The following is a 12,512-nucleotide window of genomic DNA, read 5'->3' on the forward strand; positions in this document are numbered from 1 at the left end:
GATTATAGACGTTATAGCCGCGATCTTCATCTGTTTGTCGTCAACTTAGCCTTTTCCCGGCGCGTGCTTTCCCCTATGCTACACCGGTTTCAGCGACAGGTAGCGAAGATGTCCCGGCATAAACAGGTTTTGCCCCGTAACGGTTTTACATTCAAACAGTTCTTTGTCGCCCACGATCGATGCGCAATGAAAGTGGGAACCGACGGTATTCTGCTTGGCGCGTGGGCGCCGGTGGTGAATGTCAGCCGCATTCTGGACATTGGCACCGGCAGTGGACTGCTGGCGCTGATGCTGGCGCAGCGCACTGAGGGAAGCGCGCAGATCGACGCCGTGGAACTCGACGCCGACGCCGCGCAGCAGGCCGGTGAAAATGTTCAGGCTTCGCCGTGGCGGGAACGGATTCAGGTGCACTGCGCCGATATTCAGACGTGGGCCGGCCAGCAAACCCGGCGCTATGAGTTGATTATCAGTAATCCGCCTTATTTTGAGAAAGGGGTGCCCTGCGCCAGTGCGGAGCGTGAACTCGCGCGCTACACTGCCACGCTCGATCACGACACGTTACTTGCCTGCGCATCGCAGTTGATCACTGAAGAAGGTTTTCTATGTGTTGTGCTGCCGGAATCAGTAGGGGGCTATTTTGTCCAGCGGGCGCTGGGGCAGGGATGGCACCTGCGTTTTCGCACTGACGTGGCGGAAGCGGAAATGAAGTTGCCGCATCGGGTATTGCTGGGCTTTTCGCCCACGGCGGGAGATCTGTTCAGCGAAAGGCTGGTCATTCGCGGGCCAGACCAGCGCTATTCCGACGCTTTTTGTGGCCTGACCCGGGCTTTCTATCTATTTATGTGATGGTGTGCGGGGCGTCAGCACCGTAGGGCCGGAGACCGCCAGCGGCTGCGGGTAATCCAGTGTGTAATGCAATCCGCGGCTTTCTTTGCGCATCATTGCGCAACGCACAATTAACTCTGCCACCTGCGCCAGATTGCGCAACTCCAGTAAATTATTGGAAACCCGGAAGTTTGCATAATACTCATCAATTTCCTGCTGTAGCAGGGTGATACGCCGTAACGCCCGTTCCAGCCGTTTGGTGGTGCGTACAATCCCGACATAATCCCACATAAACAGACGCAGTTCATGCCAGTTGTGTTGGATAACGACTCGTTCATCTGCGTTGTCGACCCGGCTCTCATCCCATTCCGGCAGCGGCGATACTTCGTGCAGGTGTGTGATGCGCTGATGAATATCCTGTGCGGCGGACCAGCCGTAGACCAGGCACTCGAGCAGCGAATTTGATGCCATGCGATTAGCGCCGTGCAGGCCGGTGTAGGTGACTTCGCCAATCGCATACAGACCATCGACATCGGTTCTGCCATGCTCATCGACCATCACGCCGCCGCAGGTATAGTGGGCGGCGGGCACCACCGGCACAGGGTCGCAGGTCAGGTCGATACCCAGACCGAGCAGTTTTTCATAAATCGTCGGGAAATGATGGCGCACAAATTCAGCCGGTTTGTGGCTGATATCAAGGTACATACAGTCAACCCCCAACCGTTTCATCTCATGGTCGATGGCCCGGGCGACAATATCCCGCGGCGCCAATTCTTCCCGGGGATCGAAATCCGGCATAAAGCGACTGCCGTCAGGCCGTTTCAGGTATGCGCCTTCGCCGCGTAATGCTTCGGTGAGCAGGAAATTGCGCGCCTGAGGATGAAAAAGCGCGGTAGGGTGGAACTGGTTAAATTCCAGATTGGCGACCCGGCAGCCGGCGCGCCAGGCCATGGCGATGCCATCGCCGGAAGAGATATCCGGGTTAGTGGTGTATTGATACACTTTTGAGGCGCCGCCGGTGGCCAGAATCACCGCTCTGGCGCCACAGGTTTCGACTTTTTCCAGGTTACGGTTCCAGATCCAGGCGCCAACCACCCGGCGCGGGCCGGGCAGGCCGATACGATCGGAAACAATAACGTCGACGGCATTGTAGCGTTCCAGAATACGGATATTCGGGTGGTTCAGCGCTTTGCCGACCAGCGTGGTTTCGACTTCTTTCCCGGTTGCGTCGGCGGCGTGCAGGATGCGGCGGTGACTGTGGCCGCCTTCGCGGGTTAAATGATAACCTGAATCGCCATTGGGCTGGGTTTCGGTATCAAAAGCGACGCCCTGATCGATGAGCCACTGTACGCAGTGGCGGGCGTTGCTGGCGACAAACTCTACCGCCTGGCGATCGCAAATACCGGCGCCGGCAACCAGGGTGTCTTCGACATGGGAATCAATACTATCGGTTTCGTCGAAGACCGCGGCGATACCCCCCTGGGCATAGAAGGTAGAGCCTTCGCTAACCGGGCCCTTGCTGAGGACGATAACCTGGTGTTGTAACTGGGCGAGGCGCAGCGCCAGAGAGAGTCCGGCAGCGCCGCTGCCGACTACCAGAATATCGCAGTGAAATGGGGTGCTGTTGTTGGTCATGATCTTTTGTTTAATTTACTAAACATTGTTGACCGAGAATAGCATCGAACTGGCCGGTTTAGTATGTGTTTTTTGTGTTTTTGTCATTCAGGCTAAACATCAGCTGTGGTCCGAAGGATGTACTGGCGATGGGTTGTTCGACAAAATCTCACAGAGCGATCGGTAACTTCAGATTTTGTGATAAAAAAGGTGCATTCGTGCGATACTCTGTTTATCTCTGTCTGTGAATAATTAAAACAGCAAGTGTTCGTCTTTTGTGTTGCGGAACTTATAATGAGAGATAACGCATATTTCGCTAAACATGAGAGAAAAAACAAAGGCGTAACGGAACTTCCTGCATCACCGACACTCTTAGGGGTGCTTGCTCATGCATTTTGGCAACGTTCGGGTGGCATTTCGATTACGCGTGGAATTGGTTTGAGGAGACATTACCTCGGATGAGCGAGCAGTTAACGGACCAGGTTCTGGTAGAACGGGTCCAGAAAGGAGATCAGAAAGCGTTTAACCTGCTGGTGATTCGTTACCAGAACAAGGTGGCGAGTCTGGTTTCCCGATATGTGCCTTCGGGTGATGTACCTGATGTTGTACAGGAATCATTTATCAAAGCGTACCGGGCGTTGAGTTCATTCCGGGGCGAGAGTGCATTTTATACCTGGCTGTACCGCATCGCGGTGAATACGGCCAAGAATTATCTGGTAGCTCAGGGGCGCCGTCCGCCGTCCAGCGATGTGGACGCGATTGAAGCAGAAAACTTCGAAAGTGGCGGTGCGTTGAAAGAAATTTCGAACCCTGAGAACTTAATGTTGTCAGAAGAGCTGAGACAGATAGTTTTCCGTACTATTGAGTCGCTTCCGGAAGATTTACGTATGGCAATCACCTTGCGGGAGCTGGATGGACTGAGCTATGAAGAGATAGCTGAGATCATGGATTGCCCGGTGGGGACTGTGCGTTCCCGTATTTTCCGGGCCCGGGAAGCTATTGATAATAAAGTTCAACCGCTTATCAGGCGTTGAAGATAGCGGGATACTGAAAAAGGTATTTGGTATGCAGAAAGAAAAACTTTCCGCTTTAATGGATGGCGAAACTCTCGATAGCGAACTGCTTAACCAGCTGTCGAACGACAAAGCGTTACAGCAGACCTGGGGGAGTTACCACCTGATCCGCGATACCCTGCGCGGTGATACCAGTGAAGTGATGCATTTTGATATCTCTGCCCGGGTTATGGCGGCTATAGCGAATGAATCAGTTCAGACGGTTACGCCGATCATCCCGGAACAACAGCCTGCGCCGCACCTGTGGCAGAAAATGCCGTTCTGGCAAAAAGTACGTCCCTGGGCGAGCCAGATAACCCAGGTTGGCGTTGCGGCCTGCGTCTCGCTGGCGGTGATCGTTGGCGTTCAGCAATACAACAACACCTCGGATGCGACCGGTCAGCCGGAAACGCCGGTGTTTAATACCCTGCCGATGATGGGCAAAGCCAGTCCGGTGAGCCTTGGCGTACCGTCTGACAATACCGTCGCGACCGGCGCCGGGCAGCAGCAGGCGCAGGAACAGCGTCGGCGGATTAACGCTATGCTGCAGGACTATGAATTGCAGCGTCGCCTGCACGCCGAACAGCTTCAGATGGAGCAGTCGCAGCAGGCTGCCGTTCAGGTGCCAGGAAACCAAACTTTAGGAACCCAATCGCAGTAATGAAGCAGCTTTGGTGTGCCGTGTCTTTTCTGGCTGGCTGCCTGTTATCTACCAACGCCTCGGCGGATACTATTTCGACCGGGGCGTTGTTGCAGCAGATGAATGTGGCAAGCCAGTCACTCAACTATGAGTTGGCGTTTATCAGCATCAATAAGCAAGGCGTCGAATCCTTGCGCTATCGTCATGCCCGTCTCGATAACAAAGCGCTGGCCCAGCTTTTACAAATGGATGGGCCGCGTCGTGAAGTCGTCCAGCGCGGCAGTGAGATAAGCTATTTTGAGCCCGGCCTGGAGCCGTTTACCCTTAACGGCGATTACATCGTCGACTCACTCCCTTCTATTGTTTACACCGATTTTAAACGCCTGGCGGCGTGGTACGACTTTATCGCCGTAGGGCGTACGCGTATTGCCGATCGCCTGTGCGAAGTGATTCGCGTCGTCGCCCGGGACGGGACGCGCTATAGCTACATTGTCTGGCTCGACAGCGAAACCAAATTGCCGCTGCGCGTGGATCTGTTAGATCGCGACGGTGAGACGCTTGAGCAGTTCCGGGTGATCTCATTTACCGTGAACGATCAGGTCAGCAATATGATGCGCGGCCTGGAAAAAGCCAGTCTCCCGCCGCAACTTTCCGTCCCTGGCGGAGAGAAGATCAATTTCAACTGGGCGCCTTCCTGGGTACCCCAGGGATTTAATGAAGTGTCCAGCGGTCGGCGTCCATTGCCAACTATCGACGTGCCGGTTGAATCGCGGCTCTATTCCGACGGATTGTTCAGTTTCTCGATTAACGTCAATCGGGCGGGGACATCGGATGGTGAACAGATTTTGCGTACCGGACGACGTACGGTGACAACGGAAGTACGTAACAGCACGGAAATTACCGTGGTGGGCGAACTGCCGCCGCAAACGGCTAAACGTATCGCGGATAGCGTTAAATTCAGGGCTGCGCCATGATGAAAGAGTGGGCCACGGTTGTTTCGTGGCAGGATGGGCAGGCTGTGGTGCGCTGCGATGTTAAAGCATCCTGCAGCAGTTGCGCCTCCCGGGCTGGCTGCGGTAGCCGGGTGCTGAATAAGCTCGGCCCGCAAAACCAGCACCTCATCACCGTACCCTGTGAACAGCCGCTGACCAGGGGCCAGAAAGTCGAACTGGGGATTGCCGAAAGCAGCCTTCTGGGCTCGGCGGTGCTGGTGTATCTGTTCCCCTTGCTCGGGTTGCTGCTGATGGCCGGGGTTTTCCAGGGGCTGTTCGGCGGCGACCTTGCCGCGCTGTGCGGTGCGGTGTTGGGCGGCGTTGGCGGTTTTCTGGCGGCGAAAGGACTTTCTCCGCGCTTCAGTCAGCGAGAATCCTGGCAGCCGGTGATTCTCAGCATCGGCCTGGACCCGGATGCATTGCGGGTTATTTCGCCATCTGCGGGCGAAAATCACCATCCATAAAGCCATTATGGCCGCTGCCCGTTTAGTTTATCCCTCTCCCTGCCGCTCGTCAGGCTATGCTTGTCTGATGAGCAGTTTCCTCGCTTTCTGGTTGTAGTGTAGAATGCAGCGTTTCAGGCACAAGACAGCCACTATTTGCAGGCTCACGACGCCGGGCCATCTCAGGATTTGTAAGGCATAAAATTACATTATATGAAGAACATACGTAACTTTTCGATCATTGCCCACATTGACCACGGTAAGTCGACGCTGTCTGACCGTATTATCCAGATTTGCGGTGGCCTGTCTGACCGCGAGATGGAAGCCCAGGTTCTGGATTCCATGGATCTGGAGCGCGAGCGCGGAATTACCATTAAAGCGCAGAGCGTCACCCTGGACTATAAAGCCTCGGACGGTAAAACTTATCAGCTGAACTTTATCGATACGCCGGGGCACGTGGACTTTTCGTACGAAGTTTCCCGCTCTCTGGCCGCCTGCGAAGGGGCGTTGCTGGTGGTGGACGCCGGTCAGGGGGTAGAAGCCCAGACCCTGGCGAACTGCTACACCGCGATTGAGATGGATCTGGAAGTTGTGCCGGTACTCAATAAAATCGACCTGCCCGCCGCTGAGCCGGATCGGGTGGCGGAAGAAATTGAAGATATCGTGGGTATTGATGCGACGGATGCCGTGCGTTGCTCCGCCAAAACCGGCGTTGGCGTTCAGGATGTGCTGGAGCGCCTGGTGCGTGATATTCCGCCGCCGGAAGGCGATCCCGATGCACCCCTGCAGGCGTTGATCATTGACTCCTGGTTTGATAACTACCTTGGCGTGGTGTCGCTGATTCGCGTGAAGAACGGCACTCTGCGTAAGGGCGATAAAATTAAGGTGATGAGCACTGGCCAGACCTATAACGCCGATCGTCTGGGGATCTTCACGCCGAAACAGGTTGACCGGACCGAGCTGCAATGCGGCGAGGTAGGCTGGCTGGTATGCGCCATCAAAGACATTCTCGGCGCCCCGGTGGGGGATACCCTGACGCTGGCGCGTAACCCGGCGGACAAAGCGCTTCCGGGCTTTAAGAAAGTAAAACCCCAGGTCTACGCGGGGTTGTTTCCGGTCAGTTCTGATGATTATGAAGCTTTCCGCGACGCGCTGGGCAAACTGAGCCTCAACGACGCTTCGCTGTTCTTCGAGCCGGAAAGTTCTACGGCGCTGGGCTTTGGTTTCCGCTGCGGCTTCCTCGGCCTGCTGCATATGGAGATTATCCAGGAGCGCCTGGAGCGCGAATACGATCTGGATCTGATTACCACCGCCCCGACCGTGGTCTATGAAGTTGAAACCACGGCCGATGAAGTGCTGTACGTGGACAGTCCGTCCAAACTGCCGGCGGTGAACAGTATCAAAGAGCTGCGTGAGCCGATCGCCGAGTGTCACATGCTGATGCCTCAGGAATATCTGGGCAACGTGATCACCCTGTGCGTGGAAAAGCGCGGCGTGCAGACCAACATGGTTTACCACGGCAATCAGGTGGCGCTGACCTATGAGATCCCAATGGCCGAAGTGGTGCTGGATTTCTTTGACCGCCTGAAGTCCACTTCCCGCGGCTATGCCTCGCTGGACTATAACTTTAAGCGTTTCCAGGCTTCCGACATGGTGCGGGTAGACGTATTGATTAACGGCGAGCGGGTTGACGCGCTGGCGCTGATCACCCACCGCGATAACTCGCAGTATCGTGGCCGCGAGTTGGTGGACAAGATGAAAGACTTGATCCCGCGCCAGCAGTTCGATATCGCGATCCAGGCGGCTATTGGTAACCATATTATCGCTCGCTCGACGGTGAAACAGTTACGTAAGAACGTGCTGGCAAAATGCTACGGCGGTGACGTAAGCCGTAAAAAGAAACTGCTGCAGAAACAGAAAGAGGGTAAAAAGCGCATGAAGCAGGTCGGTAATGTCGAACTGCCTCAGGAGGCTTTCCTGGCGATTCTGCATGTGGGTAAAGACGGCAAATAAATTCTAAGGAGCTGGCATGGCTAACATGTTCGCGCTGATCCTGGTGATAGCCACCCTGGTGACGGGCATTTTATGGTGCATTGATAAGTTTATTTTTGCGCCGAAGCGTCGCGAGAAGCGGGCCGCCGCTCAGGCTGCGGCAGGTAATACGCTGGATGCGCAGACGCTGAAAAAGGTCGAACCAAAGCCGGGCTGGCTGGAAACCGGCGCATCGGTGTTTCCGGTGCTGGCGATTGTGCTGGTGGTGCGCTCGTTTATTTACGAGCCTTTCCAGATCCCATCCGGTTCAATGATGCCGACGCTGCTGATCGGTGATTTCATTCTGGTAGAAAAGTTTGCCTACGGGATTAAAGATCCCATCTACCAGAAGACCCTGATTGAAACTGGTCATCCGAAGCGCGGCGATATCGCGGTATTTAAATATCCGAAAGAGCCGACGCTGGATTACATTAAGCGAGTGGTCGGGCTGCCGGGCGATCGGGTTACGTACGATCCGATCAGTAAAGAGGTGACGGTTGAGCCGAACTGCAGTTCCGGTCAGGCCTGCGGTAAAGCGCTGCCGGTCACCTATTCCAACGTCGAGCCCAGCGATTTTGTGCAGACTTTCTCGGCGCGTAACGGCGGGGAAGCCAGCAGCGGCTTCTTCCAGTTGCCGCTCGACCAGACTAAATCCGGCGGTATCCGGCTGGACGAACGTAAAGAGACGCTCGGCGAAGTGTCGCATAATATCCTGATGGTGCCGATCGCCCAGGATCAGGTGGGGATGTACTACAACCGCACCTCAACCTGGATAGTACCGCCAGGCCACTATTTTATGATGGGCGATAACCGCGATAACAGCGCCGACAGCCGTTATTGGGGCTTTGTGCCGGAAGCCAATCTGGTGGGTAAGGCGACAGCTATCTGGATGAGTTTTGAAAAACAAGAGGGCGAATGGCCTACCGGCGTACGTTTGAGCCGTATTGGCGGAATTCATTGAGAATTACCGCAATCAAATAACGACATCCCTTGTCGTTGTGTATAGAATATCCCCCCGAGTTTTCCGGTTGGCTCCCGTAAGGGAGCCACGGCACACGAAACCGTCATTTTGATACTTTTCAGATCGGTTCCGTGTGCTGATCTATCGACGCATTCATTAACTGGTATCGCATGAACCCCATAGTTATTAACCGGCTTCAGCGGAAGCTGGGCTACACTTTTCAACATCAGGAACTGTTGCAGCAGGCTTTAACGCACCGCAGCGCCAGCAGCAAACATAACGAGCGGCTGGAGTTTCTGGGTGATTCTATTTTGAGTTTTGTTATCGCCAATGCGCTCTATCACCGCTTCCCACGCGTGGATGAAGGGGATATGAGCCGTATGCGCGCCACGCTGGTGCGCGGCAATACGCTGGCGGAAATCGCCCGCGAATTTGAACTTGGCGAGTGCCTGCGCCTTGGGCCGGGCGAATTAAAAAGCGGCGGTTTTCGCCGGGAATCTATTCTCGCGGACACCGTTGAAGCGCTGATCGGCGGCGTATTTCTGGATAGCGATATTCAGACCGTGGAACGTTTGATCCTCACCTGGTACCAGACGCGTCTGGACGAAATCAGCCCCGGGGATAAACAAAAGGATCCCAAAACCCGCCTGCAGGAGTATTTGCAGGGGCGCCATCTGCCGCTGCCCTCCTACCTGGTGGTTCAGGTGCGGGGAGAAGCGCACGATCAGGAATTTACCATTCATTGTCAGGTTAGTGGCCTGAGCGAGCCGGTGATCGGTACTGGCTCCAGCCGCCGCAAAGCGGAGCAGGCGGCCGCTGAGCAGGCGCTGAAGAAGCTGGAGCTGGAATGAGCGAACAGAAAACATATTGCGGCTTTATCGCTATCGTCGGGCGCCCGAACGTCGGCAAATCGACTCTGCTGAATAAGCTGCTGGGACAGAAAGTCTCCATCACCTCCCGTAAGGCGCAGACTACCCGGCACCGGATTGTCGGCATCCATACCGAAGGCGCCTATCAGGCGATTTATGTCGATACCCCGGGCCTGCATATGGAAGAGAAGCGCGCCATTAACCGTCTGATGAACCGCGCCGCCAGCAGCTCGATCGGCGATGTGGAACTGGTGATTTTCGTGGTTGAAGGGACCCGCTGGACCCCCGATGACGAGATGGTGCTTAATAAGCTGCGCGACAGCAAAGTGCCGGTCATTCTGGCGGTAAACAAAGTGGATAACGTGGCGGAAAAGGCCGATCTGCTGCCGCACCTGCAGTTCCTTGGCAGCCAGATGAGTTTCCTGGATATCGTGCCTGTTTCTGCGGAAACCGGGATGAATGTTGATACTATCGCGCAGATCGTGCGTAAACACCTGCCGGAGGCGATTCACCACTTCCCGGAAGATTATATTACCGATCGCTCGCAGCGGTTTATGGCCTCAGAAATCATCCGCGAGAAGCTGATGCGTTTCCTGGGCGCCGAGCTGCCGTATTCGGTTACCGTTGAGATCGAGCGTTTTGTCACCAATGAGCGCGGCGGTTATGACATCAACGGGCTGATCCTCGTGGAGCGCGAAGGGCAGAAAAAGATGGTGATCGGCAATAAAGGCTCGAAAATCAAAACGATCGGCATTGAAGCCCGTAAAGACATGGAAGAGATGTTCGAGGCGAAAGTCCATCTTGAACTGTGGGTGAAAGTGAAGTCCGGCTGGGCGGATGACGAGCGGGCGCTGCGCAGTCTCGGCTATGTCGACGATCTGTAGCGGGTAACCGTGATGGAAGGCTGGCAGCGGGCGTTTGTCCTGCATAGTCGACCCTGGAGTGAAACCAGCCTTCTGCTTGATATTTTTAGTGAAGAGTCCGGGCGGATACGCCTGATAGCCAAAGGCGCCCGGGCTAAGCGCTCCAGCCTGAAGGGCGCTTTGCAGCCCTTTACCCCGCTGCTGGTGCGCTGGGGCGGACGTGGGGAGGTCAAAACCCTGCGTAGCGCCGAGGCAGTCTCCCTGGCGTTACCCTTATCCGGCATTGCTCTCTATAGCGGCCTGTATGTTAATGAACTACTTTCCCGGGTTCTGGAACAGGAAATCCGCTTCTCTGAACTTTTTTTCGACTATCTGCACTGCCTGCAGGGACTGGCGGAATCGGTGGGATCGCCGGAGCCCGCGCTGCGCCGTTTTGAACTGGCATTGCTTGGGCACCTCGGTTATGGCGTGGATTTTTTACACTGCGCGGGCACCGGCGAAGAGGTCAGCGATACCATGACCTACCGCTACCGGGAGGAGAAAGGTTTTATCGCCAGCCTGGTGGTGGATAATAACAGCTTCACTGGGCATCAGCTTCGGGCGCTGTTTCACCGTGAATTTCCGGATGCCGACACGCTACGCGCCGCCAAGCGTTTCACACGTATGGCGCTTAAACCTTACCTCGGCGGCAAACCGCTGAAGAGCCGCGAACTGTTTCGCCAGTTTGTCCCGAAAGCGAAGCCCGGCGCCACTTCCTGATGTTAACAGCGTAGCCACGCTTTCCTGCTCCGGTGTACACTGCGGCAATTCTCCCGTCGTTAATCATGAGGACAGTCATGGCTGAGCTATTGTTAGGGGTCAACATTGACCATATTGCCACCCTGCGTAACGCCCGTGGAACCGCCTATCCGGATCCGGTTCAGGCGGCATTTATCGCCGAGCAGGCCGGGGCCGATGGTATTACGGTGCATTTGCGTGAGGATCGCCGCCATATTACCGACAGAGACGTACGTATTTTGCGTCAGACGTTGCACACCCGTATGAATCTGGAAATGGCGGTCACCGAAGAGATGATTGCTATCGCCTGCGAAATCCGTCCTCATTTTTGCTGCCTGGTGCCGGAAAAGCGCCAGGAGGTGACGACGGAAGGCGGTCTGGATGTGGCGGGGCAGCTCGACAAAATGCGCGATGCCTGCCAGCGCCTGGCGCAGGCCGGAATTCTGGTTTCCCTGTTTATTGATGCCGACAAGGCGCAGATTGACGCCGCCGTTGCCGTTGGGGCGCCATATATTGAAATTCACACCGGCTGCTATGCTGATGCGCCGGATGAAGCTACCCGGGCGCAAGAGTTGGCGCGTATCGCCGGCGCCGCCAGCTATGCGGCGGGCAAAGGGCTGAAGGTCAATGCCGGCCACGGGCTTACCTACCATAATGTGCAGTCCATTGCCGCACTGCCGGAGATGCATGAGCTTAACATTGGGCACGCCATTATTGGCCGGGCGGTGATGAGCGGCCTGAAAGAGGCGGTGGCGGAGATGAAGCGCCTGATGCTGGAAGCACGCCGCTGATGGCAATCCTCGGACTGGGTACTGATATTGTGGAGATTGCCCGTATCGAAGAGGTCATCGGGCGTTCCGGCGATCGGCTGGCGCGACGTATACTGACGTCGGCGGAATGGCAGCGCTACCAGGCGCATCAGCAGCCGGTGCGTTTTCTCGCTAAACGCTTTGCGGTGAAAGAAGCCGCGGCGAAGGCGTTTGGTACCGGGATCCGCAATGGTCTGGCGTTCAATCAGTTTGAGGTATTCAACGATGCGTTGGGTAAACCGCAGCTGCGTCTGTCTGGCGCGGCATCGGCGCTGGCCGGGCAACTGGGGGTGACCAGTATCCACGTTTCTCTGGCGGATGAACGCCGCTACGCCTGCGCGACGGTCATTATCGAGAGCTAATCAGAGCTTGTCGGCATGATGGAGCAGCACGAATTTATCCCACAGCTGCTCCTCATTTTCCTGGCGATCGGGATCCTGAATGATAGTATTCGGGATCGGGCACACTTTCTGGCAGGTTGGCGTTTCGTAGTGACCGATGCACTCGGTACAGCGATCGCTGTCGATCTGGTAAATCGCCTCGCCCATCGAAATCGCCTCATTCGGGCATTCCGGTTCGCACATATCACAATTGATACAGCGTTTGGTAATCAATAACGACATTTCACAAATAATA

13 protein-coding genes and 1 pseudogene are annotated in these 12,512 nt (G+C 55.7%); 12 read left to right on the forward strand and 2 right to left on the reverse strand.

Annotated elements, in window-relative coordinates; translation table 11 throughout:
• Positions 1-108: 108 nt before the first annotated feature.
• Positions 109-846: a tRNA(1)(Val) (adenine(37)-N(6))-methyltransferase TrmN gene (trmN, locus tag AQ981_RS18285; RefSeq protein ID WP_058913191.1), complete on the forward strand. Its 738-nt coding sequence runs from the start codon at positions 109-111 to the stop codon at positions 844-846.
• On the opposite strand, the pseudogene nadB reads toward trmN, so the two are convergent.
• A pseudogene (nadB, locus tag AQ981_RS18290) lies at positions 831-2,460 on the reverse strand (L-aspartate oxidase). The gene trmN and the pseudogene nadB overlap by 16 nt on opposite strands.
• Before the next feature lie 437 nt (positions 2,461-2,897).
• Between nadB and rpoE the strand changes: the two are divergent.
• The 11 genes from rpoE (at position 2,898) to acpS (ending at position 12,238) form a co-directional block, all read left to right on the forward strand.
• Positions 2,898-3,473, forward strand: a complete 576-nt coding sequence (rpoE, locus tag AQ981_RS18295; protein WP_058913193.1) for an RNA polymerase sigma factor RpoE — start codon at positions 2,898-2,900, stop codon at positions 3,471-3,473.
• Positions 3,474-3,504: 31 nt separating this feature from the next.
• On the forward strand, positions 3,505-4,152 hold the full coding sequence (rseA, locus tag AQ981_RS18300; protein ID WP_058913194.1) for an anti-sigma-E factor RseA: 648 nt from the start codon (positions 3,505-3,507) through the stop codon (positions 4,150-4,152).
• Positions 4,152-5,105 (forward strand): sigma-E factor regulatory protein RseB, encoded by a 954-nt coding sequence (rseB, locus tag AQ981_RS18305; RefSeq protein ID WP_058913195.1) that lies wholly within the window; start codon positions 4,152-4,154, stop codon positions 5,103-5,105. Before rseA ends, rseB begins: the two co-directional genes overlap by 1 nt.
• The gene (rseC, locus tag AQ981_RS18310) at positions 5,102-5,587 is read left to right on the forward strand and encodes a SoxR-reducing system protein RseC (RefSeq protein WP_058913196.1); all 486 of its coding nucleotides are present in this window, start codon (positions 5,102-5,104) and stop codon (positions 5,585-5,587) included. Before rseB ends, rseC begins: the two co-directional genes overlap by 4 nt.
• 192 nt (positions 5,588-5,779) lie before the next feature.
• Positions 5,780-7,579 carry a translation elongation factor 4 gene (gene lepA, locus AQ981_RS18315; protein WP_058913197.1) on the forward strand — a complete coding sequence of 600 codons (1,800 nt, stop codon included), beginning with the start codon at positions 5,780-5,782 and terminating at the stop codon, positions 7,577-7,579.
• A 16-nt stretch (positions 7,580-7,595) separates the two neighbouring features.
• Positions 7,596-8,558: a signal peptidase I gene (lepB, locus tag AQ981_RS18320; RefSeq protein WP_058913198.1), complete on the forward strand. Its 963-nt coding sequence runs from the start codon at positions 7,596-7,598 to the stop codon at positions 8,556-8,558.
• Between the two features lie 170 nt (positions 8,559-8,728).
• On the forward strand, positions 8,729-9,409 hold the full coding sequence (gene rnc, locus AQ981_RS18325; protein ID WP_058913199.1) for a ribonuclease III: 681 nt from the start codon (positions 8,729-8,731) through the stop codon (positions 9,407-9,409).
• Entirely contained in the window at positions 9,406-10,311 is a 906-nt protein-coding gene (gene era / locus AQ981_RS18330; protein WP_058913200.1) for a GTPase Era, read from the forward strand. The genes rnc and era overlap by 4 nt, the downstream gene beginning before the upstream one ends.
• A 12-nt stretch (positions 10,312-10,323) precedes the next feature.
• Positions 10,324-11,049 (forward strand): DNA repair protein RecO, encoded by a 726-nt coding sequence (gene recO, locus AQ981_RS18335; protein WP_058913201.1) that lies wholly within the window; start codon positions 10,324-10,326, stop codon positions 11,047-11,049.
• 77 nt (positions 11,050-11,126) lie between these two features.
• Positions 11,127-11,858 (forward strand): pyridoxine 5'-phosphate synthase, encoded by a 732-nt coding sequence (gene pdxJ, locus AQ981_RS18340; RefSeq protein ID WP_058913202.1) that lies wholly within the window; start codon positions 11,127-11,129, stop codon positions 11,856-11,858.
• On the forward strand, positions 11,858-12,238 hold the full coding sequence (gene acpS / locus AQ981_RS18345; protein WP_058913203.1) for a holo-ACP synthase: 381 nt from the start codon (positions 11,858-11,860) through the stop codon (positions 12,236-12,238). Before pdxJ ends, acpS begins: the two co-directional genes overlap by 1 nt.
• On the opposite strand, the gene AQ981_RS18350 is transcribed toward acpS, so the two are convergent.
• A complete protein-coding gene (locus AQ981_RS18350) occupies positions 12,239-12,499 on the reverse strand; it encodes a YfhL family 4Fe-4S dicluster ferredoxin (RefSeq protein WP_058913204.1) in 261 nt (86 codons plus the stop codon).
• Positions 12,500-12,512: the final 13 nt, after the last annotated feature.

The sequence above is a fragment of the Entomohabitans teleogrylli genome (genome assembly GCF_001484765.1).
Taxonomy (GTDB): domain Bacteria; phylum Pseudomonadota; class Gammaproteobacteria; order Enterobacterales; family Enterobacteriaceae; genus Entomohabitans; species Entomohabitans teleogrylli.